Raw genomic sequence first — 17,391 nt, 5'->3', positions numbered from 1 at the left:
TCCATTCAACCGTTCGTCTCGAGTAGGGATCGAGCAAGGTCGAGAGCCCGTATCGAGAGAGGCTCTCCTGTGGCACCCACCTCTCGATACGTCGTCTCGACAAGCTCGACGACTACTCGAGGCGAACGGTTGGAGTGAGCGTCAGACTGGCCAATCTGCCGGATCACTCTCCTTCGCGCTTCAACAGCGCAGCCTTGCGGGTCGGGCCATAGGCATAGCCGCCGACCGCGCCGTCGCTGCGGGTCACGCGGTGGCAGGGTATGACCACCGCGACATTGTTCGATCCGCACGCGGTGCCGACCGCGCGGACGGCGTAGGGGGAGCCGGCGGCGGCGGCGATCTGGGCGTAGCTGCGGGTTTCGCCCTTCGGGATCGCTTTCAGCGCGGCCCACACCGCTTCCTGGAACGCGGTGCCCTGCACGTCGAGCGGCAGGTCGGTGTGGCGACCGGGGCTCTCGACTTCGCCGACGACACGCGCGGCAAGATCGGCGAGCGCGGCGCCGCCCTGAACGATCTCGGCGTTCGGGAAGCGCATCGACAGGCTCGCCCAATCCTCGTCGAAGGCGACGCGGCACAGCCCCTTGTCGGTGGCGGCGATCAGCAGCGCCCCGAGGCTGGTGTCAGCAACGGTCCAGCGGATCGTCACCCCCGCCCCGCCCCGTTTCCACGCCGACGGCGTCATGCCCAGCCGGGCGGGTGCGGTTTCGTAGAAGCGGCTGGGGGCGGAATAGCCGGCGTCGTAGATCGCCGCGGTCACGGTCTCCTCGCCGCCCAGCGCATCGGCGGCGCGACGCGCCTTCAGGCCGCGGGCATAGGCGGCGGGGGTGACCCCGGTGGCGCGCTTGAACAGGCGGTGGAAATGGTGCGGGGCATAGCCGACCCGCGCCGCAAGCGCGTCGAGGCCGATGGAATTCTCGGCGGCTTCCAGCAGCGCGACCGCTTCCGCCACCGCCACCCGGTCCCGCCCCACAGCGTCGGGTAGGCAGCGCAGGCAGGCGCGATACCCCGCGGCGCGCGCGGCTTCGGCGTCGGGGTAGAACACGACATGCTCGCGCTTCGGGCGGCGTGCCGGGCATGACGGCTTGCAATAGATGCCGGTGGTGGTGACCGCGCCGATGACCCGCCCGTCATAGCGGCGGTCGCGGCTCACGAAAGCGGCCCAGGCTCTGGCGTCGTCGATCTGCGTCATGTCAGGATATATATGCCAGCCGCCGCACTTTTGCGTCCCGTGGCTTGCGGTCAAAACGCTCGACCTTGACTTCCCGACGCGGCCGCCGCATATGCTGCAGCTGCGAAGCCCGTCAGAAGGCTGCGTGATCGGGCGGTTTCGCCCCCGGCTCGGCTTCGCTTTCCCAAAGCTTCCCCAATCACGCGGGTCGCCATCAACGGGTCGCCGTCGGTTTGGCGCGACCCACATGGCCCGTCGTTTCGCGCGCTCCGCATTTCGGGGCGTCGCGCGCCGACTCCATTTCGTAGAGTCCAGATTTCATGACCGTACAATTCGACCAGCTCGGCCTGTCCAAGCCCGTCCTCGATGCCCTGACCGCCAAGGGCTACACCACCCCCACCCCGATCCAGGCGCAGTCGATCCCGCCGCTGCTCGAGGGTCGCGACCTGCTCGGCATCGCACAGACCGGCACCGGCAAGACCGCGGCGTTCGTGCTGCCGTCGATCGATCGTCTCGTCAAAAGCAACGTCCGCCCGATGCCGCGCCAGTGCCGCATGCTGGTGCTGGCGCCGACGCGTGAGCTTGCCGCGCAGATCGCCGACAACGCGCGCCTGTATTCGAAGGGCAGCCGCCTGTCGGTCGTCACCGTGTTCGGCGGCACCTCTCTCCACAAGAACAAGGTCGACCTGTCGAAGGGCTGCGACATCTTGGTCGCGACGCCGGGGCGCATGGTCGACCTGATCGAACAGGGTCACCTGACGCTGTCGGCGGTCGAGATCTTCGTGCTCGACGAGGCCGACCAGATGATGGACCTGGGCTTCATTCATGCGCTGAAGCGTGTCGTGAAGCTGCTGCCGCATCGCCGCCAGTCGCTGTTCTTCTCCGCCACCATGCCCAAGACGATCCGCGAGCTGGCCGAGCAGTTCATCAAGGATCCGGTCGAGGTCCGCGTGACCCCGGTCGCGACGACGGCGGAGCGCGTCGAGCAGCAGGTGATCTTCGTCAACCAGACCGAGAAGCAGGCGCTGCTCACGATGGCGCTGATGCAGCTGAAGATCGACCGCGCGCTGGTGTTCACCCGCACCAAGCACGGCGCCGACCGCGTCGTGAAGCTGCTGGAGGCGAATGGCATCGCGTCGAACGCGATCCACGGCAACAAGAGCCAGCCGCAGCGTGAACGCGCGCTCGGCCTGTTCCGCTCGGGCGAGGTACCGATCCTGGTCGCCACCGACATCGCCGCGCGCGGCATCGACGTGTCGGGCGTCAGCCACGTGTTCAACTTCGAGCTGCCCAACGTGCCCGAGCAATATGTCCACCGCATCGGCCGCACCGCGCGCGCCGGCGCCGACGGCATCGCCATCAGCTTCTGCGCCGACGACGAGAAGCCGTATCTGCGCGACATCGAGAAGCTGACGCGCCAGAAGGTGACGATCCGCTCGCTGCCCGAGGATTTCCAGGCCGAGGCCGCGAAGCTGGTGAAGTCGCGCAAGCCGGTGGTGATGAGCCGCGACGAGCAGAATGGCCGCAACGGTCGCGCCCAGCAGGGCGGCGGTCGCGGTCGCAGCGGCGGCGGTGCCGCGGCACCCGAGGGCGAGCGCCGGTTCTTCCCCGCGAAAAAGAAGTTCAGCGCACGCCCCGCCGGCAGCGGCGGCGGTCGTCCGGGCGGCGGCCAGCGCAGCGCAGGCGGCGGACGCGGGCGGTAAGCGCCAGACCTCAAGCGAAAGATGGAACGGCGACCTGGGGACACCCGGTCGCCGTTCTGCTATCTGCCGGGCGCGCGACGCGGTAGCGCGGGAGACGAGCGATGACCGAGACCGAACGAGACGCGCTGTCGAAGGTGCCGGCGATCACGCTGGGCTTCTGGATCATCAAGATCCTGGCGACGACGTTGGGCGAAACCGCCGGCGACACCGTCAGCATGTCGATGAACCTCGGCTATCTGGTCGGCACCGCGATCTTCGCCGCTATCCTGGTCGTGCTGGTCGTGGCGCAGATCGCCGCCGACCGCTATCGCCCGCTGCTCTATTGGGCGACGATCATCGCCTCCACCACGGCGGGCACGACGATGGCCGATTTCGCGACGCGGTCGCTGTGGATCGGCTATCCGGGCGGATCGCTGCTGCTGTTCGGATGCGTGCTGGCGTCGCTCGCGATCTGGCACCGGACGCTCGGGCGGATCGATGCCGACACGGTGGCGACGCCGCGGGCGGAAGTCTTCTACTGGGTGACGATCACCTTCTCTCAGACACTGGGCACGGCGCTGGGCGACTGGACCGCAGATACCGGTGGCCTCGGCTATGGCGGTGCGGCGCTGGTGTTCGGCGTGCTACTGGCCGGTGTCGCCGCGGCCTATTACTGGACTCGCGCCAGTCGCGTGCTGCTGTTCTGGGCGGCGTTCATCCTGACCCGCCCGCTCGGTGCCGCAGTCGGCGACCTGCTCGACAAGCCGATCGACCACGGCGGCCTCGCATTCAGCCGCCCGCTGGCGTCGTTGGTGCTGGGGGCGGCGATCCTGTTGCTGGTGCTGCTCCTGCCACAGCGGGCGGGCGGGCATCCGGCGGTTGGGCGTAACGCCTAGGGCTTAGGCGCCTTCGCGTTCACCGCCAATGCCATCGCGCGAACGGTGGCGAGGTGCTTGACCACGTTGGCGGGCACGCCGTCGCTGTACCGCGTGATGGTGATGACCTTGCCGCCGACCGCCGTGATGCAACCGCTGACCGCCCGTGAGTAGCTGATCAGGGGCGTCTTGTAGCTCATGACGCCGCCGAGATAGACGCAGACGTCATCGCGACCGAGGGGCTTGATCGCCCCGCCGATATCAGGGCGGTCGCCGAACACCTTGTCGAAATTCTTTGCCACGTCCTCGTTGGTGACCGTGCCGATGCGGGCCTGAATGGTCGGCGTCTTCATCGCCGCGGCGATCGAGTCGAGGAACGGTGCGCGCTCCGTCGTGACGGTGAGTGCGGCCTTGGGCGTCTTGACCATGAAATAATCGGGTTTGGAGCCGTCGGCATCGCCGCACTGGAACATCGTCAGGTGGGTGACGCTGGCTTCGTCGGTCGCGGCCACCATCTGCGCGACGCCGGCCCCGGTCCCGGTCGGTGCACAAAAGCCGGCAGGCGTCTTCATGCTCATCTCGACGCCTGCGACCTGCCAGGCCTGCACCGGCGCCGTGTCGGCCGCGGCCAGAGTGGCTGCGGCGACAGCCGCGACGATAGCAACCTTGAACATCATTCCCCCGTTCGATGCGTTTGCGGCCCCCGCCGCGCCGCCAATGTAATCAGTTCTACGCCGGACTAGCCAGCCCCGTCGGACGCGGCGTGCCGGTCGCACGCGGCCACCAGCGGCGCCAGTTCGCGCACCAGCGTCGCCCCCGCCCCGGTAAGCGCCACCGTTTGGTACCGCCGATCGTCACGCCCGGCGGCAGCGCGGACGACGAACCGGCGCTCCCGCAGCCGATCGACCAGCTTCGTGACCGCGCCGCGCGTCAGCCCGCAGGCATCGGCAAGAACACTCGGCGCGACCGGGCCGCTGTCGTGCAATTGTCGCAGCGCCGTCCAGGCGATCGGCGTCAGGGCATGGGGCGCCAGCACCACTCCGATCTGCTGCGACGCACGGGCCGCGGCCAGACGCAACCGGTGACCGGCAGCATCATCGAGGGAGGTCGAGGTGTCGTTCATGCGCCTTTCAGTCGTCAAAACAGTTTCCTTGTCAACCAGCTCCCCAAGCCCCGTTGCATGATCCTGGGCACGGTGCTAACCGCGCCGCGACCCGTCGGGGGCCGGACGAGATTCGGCTCATCTCCCGCGGGTCGAACCCAGACTCCCCAAGAGGAACATTGCGTCCGTGGAAAGCATCGGCGGTATTCAGGCAAGTCTAAGCGGGCGCTACGCGACCGCGCTGTTCGAGCTGGCCCGTGATGCCAAGACCATCGACGCGGTCGAGGCGAGCCTGGCGACCGTGCGCGCGGCGCTCGACCAGTCGGCCGATTTCGCGGCGCTGACGACCAGCCCGGTGATCGGGCGCGGTGCGGCAGGCGCGGCGATCGCCGCCGTCGCTACCTCGCTGAAGCTCGATCCGACCACCACCAAGTTCCTGGGCGTGCTGGCCCACAACCGCCGGCTGAAGGATCTGCCCGCGATCATCCGCGCGTTCCGCAGCCTGGCCGCCAACCACCGCGGCGAGACGACCGCCGAAGTGACGTCGGCCCATCCGCTGACCGACGCCCAGGTCGATGCGCTGAAGCAGGGCCTGCGCGCCCGCGTCGGCCGCGAAGTTTCCGTCGATCTGAAGGTCGATCCGTCGCTGCTCGGCGGGCTCGTCGTCCGCATCGGCAGCCAGATGATCGACAGCTCGATCAAGACCCGTTTGAATTCTCTCGCCCACGCGATGAAAGGCTGAAGGCTAAGACAATGGACATCCGCGCCGCTGAAATCTCCAAGGTCATCAAGGACCAGATCGCCAACTTCGGCACCGAGGCCGAGGTCAGCGAGACCGGCCAGGTGCTGTCGGTCGGCGACGGCATCGCCCGCATCCACGGCCTCGACAACGTCCAGGCCGGCGAAATGGTTGAATTCGCCAACGGCGTGCAGGGCATGGCGCTGAACCTGGAGGCCGACAACGTCGGCGTCGTGATCTTCGGTTCGGACTCCGAAATCCGTGAGGGCGACACCGTCAAGCGCACCGGCACGATCGTCGACGTCCCCGTCGGCAAGGGCCTGCTGGGCCGCGTCGTCGATGGCCTCGGCAATCCGATCGACGGCAAGGGGCCGATCGTGTCGGACCAGCGCAGCCGCGTCGAGGTGAAGGCGCCGGGCATCATCCCGCGCCAGTCAGTCAGCGAGCCGATGCAGTCGGGCCTGAAGGCGATCGACGCGCTCGTTCCCGTCGGTCGTGGCCAGCGCGAGCTGATCATCGGCGATCGCCAGACCGGCAAGTCGGCGGTCGCGATCGATACCTTCATCAACCAGAAGACGGCCAATGCCGGCGACGATGAGTCGAAGAAGCTGTACTGCGTCTATGTCGCAGTCGGCCAGAAGCGCTCGACCGTCGCGCAGCTCGTCCGCACGCTGGAGGAAAATGGCGCGATGGAATATTCCATCGTCGTCGCCGCCACCGCGTCGGAGCCGGCTCCGTTGCAGTTCCTGGCGCCCTACACCGGCACCGCGATGGGTGAGTATTTCCGCGACAACGGCATGCACGCGCTGATCGTGTTCGACGATCTGTCGAAGCAGGCCGTCGCCTATCGCCAGATGTCGCTGCTGCTGCGCCGCCCGCCGGGCCGCGAAGCGTATCCCGGCGACGTGTTCTACCTGCACAGCCGCCTGCTGGAGCGCGCGGCCAAGATGTCGGACGCGAACGGCGGCGGATCGCTGACCGCGCTGCCGATCATCGAGACGCAGGCGGGCGACGTGTCGGCCTATATCCCGACCAACGTGATCTCGATCACCGATGGCCAGATCTTCCTCGAAACCGACCTGTTCTTCGCGGGCATCCGTCCGGCGATCAACGTCGGCCTGTCGGTCAGCCGCGTGGGTTCCGCTGCGCAGACCAAGGCGATGAAGAAGGTGTCGGGCTCGATCAAGCTGGAGCTCGCGCAGTACCGCGAAATGGCGGCGTTCGCGCAGTTCGGCTCAGACCTCGACGCCTCGACCCAGAAGCTCTTGAACCGCGGCGCGCGCCTGACCGAGCTGCTGAAGCAGCCGCAGTTCTCGCCGCTGCCGTTTGAGGAGCAGACGGTTTCGATCTTCGCCGGCACGCAGGGCTATATCGACGCGGTCGCGGTGCAGGACGTCGTGCGTTACGAAGCGGCGATGCTGGCCGACATGCGCGCCAACCACAGCGACATCCTGACGGCGATCCGCGAGGCGAAGGACCTGAAGGACGACGTTCGCGACAAGCTCAAGGCGGCGCTGGAAAGCTTCGCGAAGACGTTCGCATAAGGGCTGACTAGATGGCCTCCCTCAAGGCACTGAAACTTCGCATCGGCTCGGTGAAGTCGACGCAGAAGATCACCAAGGCGATGAAGATGGTCGCCGCCGCGAAACTGCGCCGTGCGCAGGAAGCGGCGGAGGCCGGTCGTCCCTATGCCGCGACGCTGGAGCGTGTCGTCGCGAGCTTGGCATCGAAGGTGACGGTGAGCGAAAGCAGCCCGAAGCTGCTGGCCGGCACCGGCAAGGACCAGGTCCACCTGTTCGTCGTCGCGTCGAGCGATCGCGGCCTGGCGGGCGCGTTCAACACCAATATCGCCCGCCTCGCCCGTCGGCGCGCAGCCGAGATGATGGCCGAGGGCAAGACCGTCAAATTCTACACGATCGGCAAGAAGGCGCGGAACGTGCTGTCGCGCATCTACCGCGACAACATGCTGCACGGCATCGAGCCGGGCGACCTCGGCAAGCTGACCTTCGCCGACGCCCGCGGCTATGCCGACGACCTGATCGCGCGGTTCGAAAAGGGCGAGTTCGACGTCGCGCACCTGTTCTTCTCGAACTTCAAGTCGGTGCTGACGCAGGAGCCGACCGAGCAGCAGATCATCCCGGTGAAGGTCGACGCCGGCCAGACGAAGGCGTCCGCGGACACCGGTATGGCTGCGGTGACGTACGAGCCCGACGAGGAATCGATCCTCGCCGACCTGCTCCCGCGCAACGTCGCGATCCAGCTCTATCGGGCGATGCGCGAGAATGCCGCGTCCGAACAGGGCAGCAAGATGACCGCGATGGACAACGCCACCCGCAACGCCGGCGACCTGATCCAGAAGCTGACCATCCAGTACAACCGCACCCGCCAGGCCGCGATCACGACCGAACTGGTGGAAATCATTTCCGGCGCCGAAGCGCTCTAAAGTCACGAAGGCAGGAAGACAGACAATGGCAACCGCCGCTACCACCGCCCCCCAGGCGACCACGAACAACGTCGGTCGCGTCTCGCAGATCATCGGCGCCGTCGTCGACGTGACGTTCGAAGACGCGCTGCCGGCGATTCTTTCGGCGCTCGAGACCGAGAACAACGGCACCAAGCTGGTGCTCGAGGTCGCGCAGCATCTGGGCGAGAACACCGTCCGCACGATCGCGATGGACGCGACCGAGGGCCTGACCCGCGGCCAGCGCGTGACCGACACCGGATCGCAGATCCGCGTGCCCGTCGGCCCCAAGACGCTCGGCCGCATCATGAACGTCATCGGCGAGCCGATCGACGAGCGCGGGCCCATCGGTGCCGAGACGACCGCCCCGATCCACGCCGCCGCGCCCGCCTTCGTCGACCAGTCGACCGAGAGCGCGATCCTGGTCACGGGCATCAAGGTCATCGACCTGCTCGCCCCCTATGCGAAGGGCGGCAAGATCGGGCTGTTCGGGGGCGCCGGCGTTGGCAAGACCGTGCTGATCCAGGAGCTGATCAACAACATCGCCAAGGGCCACGGCGGCACGTCGGTGTTCGCCGGCGTCGGTGAGCGTACCCGCGAAGGCAACGATCTCTACCACGAGTTCCTCGACGCCAACGTCATCGCCAAGGATGCCGACGGCAATCCGACGAGCGAGGGGTCGAAGGTCGCGCTGGTGTTCGGCCAGATGAACGAGCCGCCCGGCGCCCGCGCCCGCGTCGCTCTCAGCGGCCTGACGATCGCCGAGTATTTCCGCGACGTCGAGGGGCAGGACGTCCTGTTCTTCGTCGACAACATCTTCCGTTTCACGCAAGCCGGCGCCGAAGTGTCGGCACTGCTGGGCCGCATCCCGTCGGCAGTGGGCTATCAGCCGACGCTGTCGACCGACATGGGCGCCCTGCAGGAGCGCATCACCTCGACCAACAAGGGGTCGATCACCTCGGTGCAGGCGGTGTACGTGCCGGCCGACGATCTTACCGATCCGGCCCCGGCCACGTCGTTCGCCCATCTCGACGCGACGACCGTGCTCAACCGCGCGATCTCGGAGCTCGGCATCTATCCGGCGGTCGATCCGCTCGATTCGACCAGCCGCGTGCTGACGCCTGCGGTCGTCGGCCAGGAGCATTACGACACCGCCCGCCGCGTCCAGGAGACGCTGCAGAAGTACAAGGCGCTGCAGGATATCATCGCCATCCTCGGCATGGACGAGCTGTCCGAAGAGGATAAGATCACCGTCACCCGCGCCCGCAAGATCCAGCGTTTCCTCAGCCAGCCGTTCCACGTCGCCGAGGTCTTCACCGGCATCAGCGGCAAGTTCGTCGCGATCGAGGACACCGTGAAATCCTTCAAGGCGGTCGTCGACGGCGAATATGATCACCTGCCGGAAAGCGCGTTCTACATGGTCGGCGGCATCGACGAAGTCGTCGCCAAGGCCCAGAAGCTGGCCGACGAGGCGTAAGACATATCCCCCTCCCGCGTGCGGGAGGGGTCAGGGGAGGGTCTGTCGGCACGCGACGCCCTCCAGATTGACAGGCCCTCCCCCGACCCCTCCCGCACGCGGGAGGGGGGAGAAATCAAATGCTGCACTTCGAACTCGTCACGCCTGAAAAGCTCGTCCGGTCGGAGGACGTGTACATGGTCGTCGTCCCCGGCACCGAAGGCGACTTCGGCGTGCTTGAGGGCCATGCGCCGCTGATGTCGACGATCCGCGACGGCGAACTCGCGATTTACAAGACGCAAGGGTCGAGCCCCGAGACGATCCGCATCGAGGGCGGTTTTGCCGAGGTGAACGGCGTCGGGCTGGTGGTGCTGGCGGAGACCGTGGCGGCTTAAGGCCGGCTGCCGCCATACCGTTCGTGCTGAGCGAAGTCGAAGCACGTGTCATGAGCGACACGCTGGCCGAATTGGTCGGACGTACTCACCCTTTCCTACATCCCGCCGCGGGCAAAGCCCGCGTCGTCGGTCGGGGCTGTAGCCCCGCCGGCCGGTCCGGCGCGAGGCGCTCGGCAGTGCTGTGCACTGCCATCGGCACGCCGGACTTGGTTAGGCAATTGTAAAACCTTCGGCACTACCCCTGTCCTTCAGGATTCGCGTGGGATGTAACCGCGCAAGAGGGGCGGCATGAGCGCATTCGGTCGACGCAACGGTATCAACGGGCCTGCCGGCTCGCGCCCCGCCTTCGGGGTCGCGCGGCCGATGCAGGGGGGCGGGCCGGTGCGTCCCAGCGAGCCCGAGGGCGGCGAGCAGTTCCCGCCGCTCGGCGGCATCACCCTGCCCGTGCCCGAACCCGAGCCGCAGTTCGCCGACGCCCCCGGCCCCAACGCCGATGCGATGTCGCGGTTGGCCGAGCGCCAGGCCGCTTCCGCCGAAGCCGGCAGCAGCCGGGTCGAGGGTTTCGAAAGCTCGATCCACCGCATCAAGGAACAGGTGCTTCCTCGCCTGCTCGAACGCGTCGATCCCGAAGCGGCGGCGACGCTGAACAAGGACGAGCTGGCCGAGGAATTCCGCCCGATCATCGGCGAAGTGCTCGCCGAGCTGAAGCTGACCCTCAACCGCCGCGAACAGTTCGCGCTGGAAAAGGTGCTGGTCGACGAGCTGCTCGGCCTTGGCCCGCTCGAGGAATTGCTCAGCGATCCCGCGATCAGCGACATCATGGTCAACGGCCCCGAACAGACCTTCATCGAGCGCAAGGGCAAGCTGGAGCTGGCCAACATCCAGTTCCGCGACGAGGAGCATCTGTTCCAGATCGCGCAGCGCATCTGCAACTCGGTCGGCCGCCGCGTCGACCAGACCACGCCGCTCGCCGACGCCCGCCTGAAGGACGGCAGCCGCGTCAACGTCATCGTGCCGCCGCTTAGCCTCAAGGGCACGGCGATCTCGATCCGTAAGTTTTCCGACAAGCCGATCACGCTCGACATGATGGCCGGCTTCGGATCGATGTCGCAGAAGATGGCGACCGCGCTGAAGATCGCGGGCGCGTGCCGGTTCAACGTCGTCATCTCGGGCGGTACCGGTTCGGGCAAGACGACGATGCTGAACGCCCTGTCGAAGATGATCGACCCGGGCGAGCGCGTGCTGACGATCGAGGACGCCGCCGAACTCAGGCTCCAGCAGCCGCACTGGCTGCCGCTCGAAACGCGCCCCCCGAACCTGGAGGGCCAGGGCGAGATCAGCATCCGCGACCTCGTCAAGAACGCGCTGCGTATGCGCCCGGACCGCATCATCCTGGGCGAAATCCGCGGGTCGGAATGTTTCGACCTGCTCGCCGCGATGAACACCGGCCACGACGGATCGATGTGTACGCTCCACGCCAACTCCCCGCGCGAATGCCTGGGGCGTATGGAAAACATGGTGATGATGGGCGACATCAAGATCCCGAAGGAAGCCATCAGCCGCCAGATCGCCGATTCGGTCGACCTGATCGTTCAGGTGAAGCGTCTGCGCGACGGTTCGCGCCGCGTCACCAACATCACCGAGGTGATCGGCATGGAAGGCCCCGTCATCGTGACGCAGGAGCTGTTCAAGTTCGAGTATCTGGACGAGAGCGCCGACGGCAAGATCATCGGCGAGTACCGTTCGATGGGCCTGCGCCCGTACACGCTCGACAAGGCGCGCCAGTTCGGGTTCGACCAGGCGATGCTGGAGGCATGCCTGTAGGTCCGCGCATCGCGGACGGCGGCGTTCGAACGATCGATTTGGGACGCGCGCCCGCGTAGCGCGTGCGACGGAAAGCCGCTAACGCGCGGCGAGATGTCGATCCTTCGCCTTGCCGCCCTTGCCTGTCTATGTGCCGCCGCACCGCTTGTGGCGCAGAAGCCGGCTGCCGTGCGCAGGACCGCGCCGGCCTTGCTGTCGCCCGGGCCCGTCCTGTCCGCCGACAGCGAGCGCCAGTGGATCGCGTTCGACTATACGCCGGGCAACCAGCTGGCGTTTCGCGTCACGGTGAACGGGCGCCGCGCGATCGCGCTGCTCGACACCGGCGTCAATTTCTCGCTGGTGTCGACCGGGTTCGCAGCGGCAGCCGGGCTGAAATCGTCGGCGCGGGCGGAGGCGACCGCGATCGGCGGCGCCGTGCCGATCAGCTGGGCCGCGGTCGAATCGATCGGCTTCGGCGGCCTGTCGCGCGACGGCGGACGCATCGGCATCGCCGATTTCGGACGGCTGGTCAGCGACACGCCCGAGCCCGTCGACGTCCTGATCGGCGCCGACCTGATCGCCGACCACGCCATCGACATCGATTTCGACAAGCGCCGTTTCCGCATGCTGCCGAGCGGGCGCATGCCGTTTGCGGGGACCACGGTGGCGATGCGCACCGGCCAGCGATCGGGCACGTTCCTGGTCGACCTGACGATCGACCGCGCGCGGCTGCGCCCCGTCATGATCGACACCGGCGACGGCGGATTCCTGTCGCTGTCGAACGAGGCGTGGACCGCCGCGCAGCTGAGCGCCGCCCGCCCGACTTCCACCGTCGCGATCGGCCTGGGGGGCATGATCGAAAGCGATCTCGCGACGCTGCCCGCGGTCGGACTGGGGTCGCTGGTGGCGCGCAATGTCGAGGCGCGGATCGAGCGGCCCGGCGGCTATTCGGCGCAGACCGCGATCGCCGGGCGGATCGGATCCGCGCTGCTGCGGCGCTACCGCGTGCTGATCGACCCGCGCGCGCGCCGCATGGTGCTGGCGCCGGGGGCCGAGATCGACACGGTGCCCGCCAAATCGACCAGCGGCATCGTCGCCTCCTATGAACGCGGCGCGCTGCGCGTCGTGCACGTGATGAAGAATTCGCCCGCCGCGGCGACCGGCTGGAAGGCCGGCGAGCGAATCTGCCGGATCGACGGCACGCCGCTGCCCGGCGACTATCCCAGCTCGCGACTGGCGACCTGGCCGATCGATACGCCGGGCCGCACCGTGTCACTGGGCCTGTGCGACCGTGGCGGCGAGCGGCAGCTGACGCTCGCCAGCTTCTACTGACGATGTCGCTGCGCTTCTCGCCACGCTGGGCGGTGGCCCTGTGCTTCCTCGCGGTCGCGGTCGCGCTCAGGATCGCGGATTTCGGCAATCCGATCATCCATGTCGACGAGCAATATTATCTACTGGTCGGTGAGCGGCTGCTGGACGGCGCGGTGCCCTATATCGACGTCTGGGACCGCAAGCCGGTGGGGCTGTTCCTGCTCTACGCCGGTGCCGCGGCGCTGCCGGGCGACGATATCCTCGGATACCAGCTGCTGGCGACGCTGTTCGCCGCGCTCACCGCGCTGGTCGTCGCGAGCGGCGCGAAGACGGTCGGGGCGAGCCGCACCGGCGCGATCGCGGCGGGGATTGCCTATCTCGTCTGGCTGCCGCTGCTCGGCGGGCGCGGCGGGCAGGCGCCGGTGTTCTATAACCTGCTGATCGCGACCGCCGCGCGCATCGTCATCGGTTTCCCATGGCTGGCCGAACGATCCGCGCGGGCCGCGATCCTGCGCCGTGGCGCGACCGCGTGCCTGCTCGCGGGGCTGGCGGTGCAGGTGAAGACGACCGCGGCGTTCGAGGCGGCGTTCGTCGGGTTGGCGGGATTGTGGTGGCTGCACCGCGCGGGAGCACGGGTCGTCACCTTGGCCGGTAGTGCGATCCTGTGGATGGCGATCGGCATTGCCCCGACGCTGGCAGCGGCGGGTTGGTATTGGCGGGTCGGCGCGTTCGACGCCTGGTGGTTCGCCAACGTCACGTCGATCCTGGAGCGACCCGGTTATCCCGCGGGCGAGATCGCGATGCGGCTGCTCGGCATTCTAGCGCAGCTCTCCCCCCTGCTGCTGTGCGCCGCGATCGCGTGGCGGCGGCGCAGGGTGCGGCTGGTCGGGGAGCGGGCGACCGCCTTCGCCTGGCTCGCTGCGGCGGCGGTCGGCTTCGCGGCGATCGGCACCTTCTTCGATCACTACGCCCTGCCGCTGCTGCCGCCGCTGGCGATGGCGGGCGGCATCGCGCTGGGGCGCATCCCGCGCGTGCTGGTCGGGACGCTGGCGCTCGGGCTGTTGCTGCTGCTGGTCGAGCGCAGCTTCATCCGCGACGACGCCCCAGGCGCCCGCGCGGTTGCGGAGGTCGTGCGGCGCAACAGCGGCGGCGGCTGCCCCTGGGTCTTCATCGGCGACACCGCGACCTACAGCCTGGCCGGCGCATGCCTGCCGACCTCCCGCGCCTTCCCCAACTTTCTGGCCTACACCACAGAGGCCGGGGCGACCGGGATCGACGAGGCAGCCGAAGCGCGCCGGATTCTCGCCGCGCGCCCGCCGGTGATCGTGTCGTCGACCCGCAAGCTGAAGATCTGGAACCGCGCGGTGCTGGCCGAATTGCGCCCGGCGCTCGCGCGCGACTATCGCCCCGTGTTCTCGACGCCACGCGCCGATTACCGGACGATCGTGTACCTGCGCCGCGACCTGCCGTTCAGGCGGTAAGCGCGAAGGCCGCGACGATCACCGCGGCGAACAGCGCCGCAAATTGTACCGTGGGCCACGGCATGAAGCCGACGCGGTCGGGGTCGGCACGGCGCGTGCGGCGCCAGTCGGCAAGGCCACTGGCCACCGCAACCGCGACACACGCCGCCACGCCGCTCCACAACCGCACTTGCATCGCCGCCCTCTGCCCCGCACAAGATGGTCCGTCCAGACCCGGGAGAGACACGATGCGCAATATCCTCGCCACGCTGGCGGTCGCCTCCGTCGTTGCCGCCGTGACCAGCGTCGCGATCGGCCAGCCGAGCAACCCGCGCGGAGCGATCGCGAAGGCGGTCGCATCGACCACCCGCACGCCGGCCAATGTCGCGCGCGACCGCTATCGCCACCCGACCGATACGCTGGCCTTCTTCCGCGTGAAACCGACCGACACCGTCGTCGAACTGATCCCCGGTGGCGGCTGGTACACCGAAATCCTCGCCCCCTATCTGGCGCAGCGCGGCACCTATTACGCCGCCGGCGCCTGGGCGAACGGACTGAACGGTATCAAGAAACTGCAGGGCGCCGACGCGGCGACCTATGGCAAGGTGCGCCTGGCCGCCTTCCCCGCCGCCGCGGGTGAGCCGGTCGTGCCAGCGGGCAGCGCCGACGTGGTGCTGACGTTCCGCAACATCCACAACCTGCGCTTCGCCGGAGTCGACCGCACCCAGGCCGCGTTCTCCGAGATGTACCGGATGCTGAAACCCGGCGGGACGCTGGGCATCGTCGAGCACCGCCTGCCCGAGGCGCGCGACGCCGCGGCGGAGGAAAAAAGCGGGTACATGAAGGTGTCGAGCGTCGTCGCCTTCGCCAAGCAGGCCGGCTTCGTCGTGTCGGAAATGTCGGAAGTGAACGCCAATCCGAAGGACACCGCCGACTGGCCCGAGGGGGTGTGGACCCTGCCGCCGACCTATCGCCTGAAGGACGTCGATCGCGCGAAATATGCCGCGATCGGGGAAAGCGACCGGATGACGATCCGCTTCACCAAGCCGCGGAAATAGGGGGCGTTTCAGGACCGATCGAAATTCGTCCACCCGTTCGTCTCGAGTAGGGATCGACCCCGGACTTGATCCGGGGCCGTATCGAGAGAGGCTTTCCCGGGGCGCGGACCTCTCGATACGCCGTCTCGACAGGCTCGACGGCTACTCGAGGCGAACGGCAAAGATAAATGCGCGAGCCGATCAGCGCGCCTTCCGACCTAAAGCTTCGCCACCTTGTCCTGAAGCTTCGACAACTCCGCCTTCAGCGCCGCGATCTCGGCATCCTTGCTGTGCGTTTCGCTGGCGGTGTCGGCGGCAGGCGCAGCACCCGGAGCGCCCGCCCCCGGCTTGAACGCGCCGGCCGCGGCTTCGAACATTTGGAGGTTGCGCTTGGCCATTTCGGCGAACGGCGAATTGGCGAACGCCCCCTCGACCGCGGTCTTGAACTGCTGCTGGTTGCGGCGGAAGCTTTCCATCGACGCCTCCAGATAGCCCGGCACCATCGCCTGCATCGAATCGCCGTACAGCGCGATCAACTGACGCAGGAAATTGACCGGCAGCATCGTCTGGCCGCGCGATTCCTCCTCCATGATGATCTGGGTCAGGACATTGTGGGTGATGTCCTCCTCGGTCTTCGCATCCACGACCTTGAAGTCGCGGCCCTCGCGCGTCATCGCCGCGAGATGCTCGAGCGTGATGTAGGACGAGGATTCGGTGTTGTAGAGGCGCCGGTTCGCGTATTTCTTGATGATGACCGGGCCGGTGCCGGTTGCGGTCTTCTTCATGGAAAGCGTCCCCTCACGCGATGACTGACGACGGCCTACCATTGAATCATGCCGCACCGCAACACGGACCGCGGCCCCTGCCCCTGTTCATCGAGATGCTGCGCAGCGAAACCGCAACATCGCCCGAGCGACGCGCGGCGGCACTCGCCGGCCTGGCGCGCTATCAGGCAGCCCCGCGCACGCCCCGCCCCGCGCCCATGCCAGAGGTCGCGCGTGATGGCCGCGTCACCCTGCGCGACTATGGTGGCGCGGGCGTACCGGTGGTGTTCGTGCCCTCGCTCATCAACCCGCCGTTCGTGCTCGATTTGTCGCCAGACGCGTCGCTGCTGCGCTGGCTGGTGGCGCAGGGGCGCCGGGTGCTGCTGGTCGACTGGGGCACGCCGACGCCCGCCGACCGCGACGAGGATGTGACCGCGCACGTGATGCGGTTGCGAAGGGTGTTGACCGGACTGGACGAGCCGCCGGTGCTGGTTGGCTATTGCCTGGGCGGGACGATCGCGACCGCACTGGCTGCCACCATGCCGGTCGCCGGCCTCGCGCTGATCGCGGCGCCGTGGCGGTTCAAAGGCTTCGATGCGTCCGCCCGCGCCGCCATCGCCGACCTGTGGAACAGCGCTCGCCCGGCGTGCGAAGCGCTCGGCGTCGTGCCGATGGAGGTGTTGCAGGCCGGCTTCTGGAAGCTCGATCCCGCACGCACCATCGCCAAGTTCGAGGCGCTGGCGAGCGCGGACGACGGCGCACTTTCCGGCTTCGTCACGCTGGAGGACTGGGCCAACGCGGGCGCGCCGCTGACGCTGGCCGCCGGGCGGCAGATGTTCGAGGATTTCTTTGCAAGCGACGCGCCCGGACGCGGGGCGTGGCAGGTCGCGGGCCACGCGGTAGAGCCGTCCGCCCTCGCCTGCCCGGTCGCCGACTTCGTCTCCGACCGCGACCGCATCGTGCCCGCCGCCTCCAGCATCGCGATCGGCACCCGCCACGACGTCGCCGCCGGCCACGTCGGCATGATCGTCGGCAGCCGGGCGCGCGCGCTGCTGTGGGAGCCGCTCGCGCACTGGATAAGCGGCGTGGTCGGCTCTAGATAGCGCCCGAACATCTTTCCCGAGCAGGAGCCTGTCCC

The 17,391-nt window shown here is 68.0% G+C and carries 17 protein-coding genes; 12 read left to right on the top strand and 5 right to left on the bottom strand.

Annotated features, from left to right (window positions below; all coding sequences use genetic code 11):
* Positions 1–163: 163 nt before the first annotated feature.
* On the bottom strand, positions 164–1,189 hold the full coding sequence (ada, locus tag M9980_RS01585; RefSeq protein ID WP_250752655.1) for a bifunctional DNA-binding transcriptional regulator/O6-methylguanine-DNA methyltransferase Ada: 1,026 nt from the start codon (positions 1,187–1,189) through the stop codon (positions 164–166).
* Positions 1,190–1,488: 299 nt separating this feature from the next.
* On the opposite strand from ada, the gene M9980_RS01580 reads away from it, so the two are divergent.
* Both M9980_RS01580 and M9980_RS01575 read left to right on the top strand, forming a co-directional pair.
* Positions 1,489–2,871 (top strand): DEAD/DEAH box helicase, encoded by a 1,383-nt coding sequence (locus M9980_RS01580; protein ID WP_250752653.1) that lies wholly within the window; start codon positions 1,489–1,491, stop codon positions 2,869–2,871.
* Positions 2,872–2,972: 101 nt separating this feature from the next.
* Positions 2,973–3,746: a COG4705 family protein gene (locus M9980_RS01575; protein WP_250752651.1), complete on the top strand. Its 774-nt coding sequence runs from the start codon at positions 2,973–2,975 to the stop codon at positions 3,744–3,746.
* Here the strand turns inward: M9980_RS01575 and M9980_RS01570 are convergent.
* A complete protein-coding gene (locus M9980_RS01570; RefSeq protein WP_250752649.1) occupies positions 3,743–4,402 on the bottom strand; it encodes a hypothetical protein in 660 nt (219 codons plus the stop codon). The two genes, M9980_RS01575 and M9980_RS01570, sit on opposite strands and share 4 nt — an antisense overlap.
* 62 nt (positions 4,403–4,464) lie before the next feature.
* A complete protein-coding gene (locus tag M9980_RS01565) occupies positions 4,465–4,848 on the bottom strand; it encodes a MarR family winged helix-turn-helix transcriptional regulator (RefSeq protein ID WP_250752647.1) in 384 nt (127 codons plus the stop codon).
* 166 nt (positions 4,849–5,014) lie between these two features.
* Here M9980_RS01565 and M9980_RS01560 point away from each other — a divergent pair, with 166 nt between their 5' ends.
* The 8 genes from M9980_RS01560 (at position 5,015) to M9980_RS01525 (ending at position 14,473) form a co-directional block, all read left to right on the top strand.
* Positions 5,015–5,569, top strand: coding sequence for a F0F1 ATP synthase subunit delta (locus tag M9980_RS01560; RefSeq protein WP_250752645.1), 555 nt, complete (start codon positions 5,015–5,017; stop codon positions 5,567–5,569).
* A gap of 11 nt (positions 5,570–5,580) precedes the next feature.
* Positions 5,581–7,110 (top strand): F0F1 ATP synthase subunit alpha, encoded by a 1,530-nt coding sequence (gene atpA, locus M9980_RS01555; RefSeq protein ID WP_250752643.1) that lies wholly within the window; start codon positions 5,581–5,583, stop codon positions 7,108–7,110.
* Between the two features lie 11 nt (positions 7,111–7,121).
* Positions 7,122–8,009: a F0F1 ATP synthase subunit gamma gene (locus tag M9980_RS01550; protein ID WP_250752641.1), complete on the top strand. Its 888-nt coding sequence runs from the start codon at positions 7,122–7,124 to the stop codon at positions 8,007–8,009.
* Between the two features lie 25 nt (positions 8,010–8,034).
* Complete coding sequence (gene atpD / locus M9980_RS01545; RefSeq protein ID WP_250752639.1) at positions 8,035–9,504, top strand: F0F1 ATP synthase subunit beta; 1,470 nt, start codon at positions 8,035–8,037, stop codon at positions 9,502–9,504.
* A gap of 119 nt (positions 9,505–9,623) precedes the next feature.
* Positions 9,624–9,878, top strand: a complete 255-nt coding sequence (locus tag M9980_RS01540) for an ATP synthase F1 subunit epsilon (RefSeq protein ID WP_250752638.1) — start codon at positions 9,624–9,626, stop codon at positions 9,876–9,878.
* A gap of 288 nt (positions 9,879–10,166) precedes the next feature.
* Positions 10,167–11,702 carry a TadA family conjugal transfer-associated ATPase gene (locus M9980_RS01535; RefSeq protein WP_250752636.1) on the top strand — a complete coding sequence of 512 codons (1,536 nt, stop codon included), beginning with the start codon at positions 10,167–10,169 and terminating at the stop codon, positions 11,700–11,702.
* 93 nt (positions 11,703–11,795) lie between these two features.
* Positions 11,796–13,013: an aspartyl protease family protein gene (locus M9980_RS01530; RefSeq protein WP_250752634.1), complete on the top strand. Its 1,218-nt coding sequence runs from the start codon at positions 11,796–11,798 to the stop codon at positions 13,011–13,013.
* A 2-nt stretch (positions 13,014–13,015) separates the two neighbouring features.
* A complete protein-coding gene (locus M9980_RS01525; RefSeq protein ID WP_250752631.1) occupies positions 13,016–14,473 on the top strand; it encodes an ArnT family glycosyltransferase in 1,458 nt (485 codons plus the stop codon).
* Here M9980_RS01525 and M9980_RS01520 read toward each other — a convergent pair.
* Positions 14,463–14,648, bottom strand: coding sequence for a hypothetical protein (locus M9980_RS01520; protein WP_250752628.1), 186 nt, complete (start codon positions 14,646–14,648; stop codon positions 14,463–14,465). The genes M9980_RS01525 and M9980_RS01520 overlap by 11 nt on opposite strands.
* 52 nt (positions 14,649–14,700) lie before the next feature.
* Here M9980_RS01520 and M9980_RS01515 point away from each other — a divergent pair, with 52 nt between their 5' ends.
* On the top strand, positions 14,701–15,510 hold the full coding sequence (locus M9980_RS01515) for a class I SAM-dependent methyltransferase (RefSeq protein ID WP_250752625.1): 810 nt from the start codon (positions 14,701–14,703) through the stop codon (positions 15,508–15,510).
* Positions 15,511–15,707: 197 nt separating this feature from the next.
* On the opposite strand, the gene phaR is transcribed toward M9980_RS01515, so the two are convergent.
* Positions 15,708–16,274, bottom strand: coding sequence for a polyhydroxyalkanoate synthesis repressor PhaR (gene phaR, locus M9980_RS01510; RefSeq protein ID WP_250752623.1), 567 nt, complete (start codon positions 16,272–16,274; stop codon positions 15,708–15,710).
* Positions 16,275–16,294: 20 nt separating this feature from the next.
* On the opposite strand from phaR, the gene M9980_RS01505 reads away from it, so the two are divergent.
* Positions 16,295–17,356 (top strand): alpha/beta fold hydrolase, encoded by a 1,062-nt coding sequence (locus M9980_RS01505; RefSeq protein WP_250752622.1) that lies wholly within the window; start codon positions 16,295–16,297, stop codon positions 17,354–17,356.
* Positions 17,357–17,391 lie beyond the last annotated feature (35 nt).

Source organism: Sphingomonas donggukensis (assembly GCF_023674425.1).
Taxonomy (GTDB): Bacteria; Pseudomonadota; Alphaproteobacteria; order Sphingomonadales; family Sphingomonadaceae; genus Sphingomonas; species Sphingomonas donggukensis.
This window is presented reverse-complemented; position numbering and strand designations above follow the sequence as displayed.

Excerpts from the sequence above, each read along its gene's own strand:
- ada (WP_250752655.1), bottom strand. The coding sequence starts at position 1,189 with ATGACGCAGATCGACGACGCCAGAGCCTGGGCCGCTTTCGTGAGCCGC.
- M9980_RS01580 (WP_250752653.1), top strand. The coding sequence starts at position 1,489 with ATGACCGTACAATTCGACCAGCTCGGCCTGTCCAAGCCCGTCCTCGAT.
- M9980_RS01575 (WP_250752651.1), top strand. The coding sequence starts at position 2,973 with ATGACCGAGACCGAACGAGACGCGCTGTCGAAGGTGCCGGCGATCACG.
- M9980_RS01570 (WP_250752649.1), bottom strand. The coding sequence starts at position 4,402 with ATGATGTTCAAGGTTGCTATCGTCGCGGCTGTCGCCGCAGCCACTCTG.
- M9980_RS01565 (WP_250752647.1), bottom strand. The coding sequence starts at position 4,848 with ATGAACGACACCTCGACCTCCCTCGATGATGCTGCCGGTCACCGGTTG.
- atpA (WP_250752643.1), top strand. The coding sequence starts at position 5,581 with ATGGACATCCGCGCCGCTGAAATCTCCAAGGTCATCAAGGACCAGATC.
- M9980_RS01550 (WP_250752641.1), top strand. The coding sequence starts at position 7,122 with ATGGCCTCCCTCAAGGCACTGAAACTTCGCATCGGCTCGGTGAAGTCG.
- atpD (WP_250752639.1), top strand. The coding sequence starts at position 8,035 with ATGGCAACCGCCGCTACCACCGCCCCCCAGGCGACCACGAACAACGTC.
- M9980_RS01540 (WP_250752638.1), top strand. The coding sequence starts at position 9,624 with ATGCTGCACTTCGAACTCGTCACGCCTGAAAAGCTCGTCCGGTCGGAG.
- M9980_RS01535 (WP_250752636.1), top strand. The coding sequence starts at position 10,167 with ATGAGCGCATTCGGTCGACGCAACGGTATCAACGGGCCTGCCGGCTCG.
- M9980_RS01530 (WP_250752634.1), top strand. The coding sequence starts at position 11,796 with ATGTCGATCCTTCGCCTTGCCGCCCTTGCCTGTCTATGTGCCGCCGCA.
- M9980_RS01525 (WP_250752631.1), top strand. The coding sequence starts at position 13,016 with ATGTCGCTGCGCTTCTCGCCACGCTGGGCGGTGGCCCTGTGCTTCCTC.
- M9980_RS01520 (WP_250752628.1), bottom strand. The coding sequence starts at position 14,648 with ATGCAAGTGCGGTTGTGGAGCGGCGTGGCGGCGTGTGTCGCGGTTGCG.
- M9980_RS01515 (WP_250752625.1), top strand. The coding sequence starts at position 14,701 with ATGCGCAATATCCTCGCCACGCTGGCGGTCGCCTCCGTCGTTGCCGCC.
- phaR (WP_250752623.1), bottom strand. The coding sequence starts at position 16,274 with ATGAAGAAGACCGCAACCGGCACCGGCCCGGTCATCATCAAGAAATAC.
- M9980_RS01505 (WP_250752622.1), top strand. The coding sequence starts at position 16,295 with ATGACTGACGACGGCCTACCATTGAATCATGCCGCACCGCAACACGGA.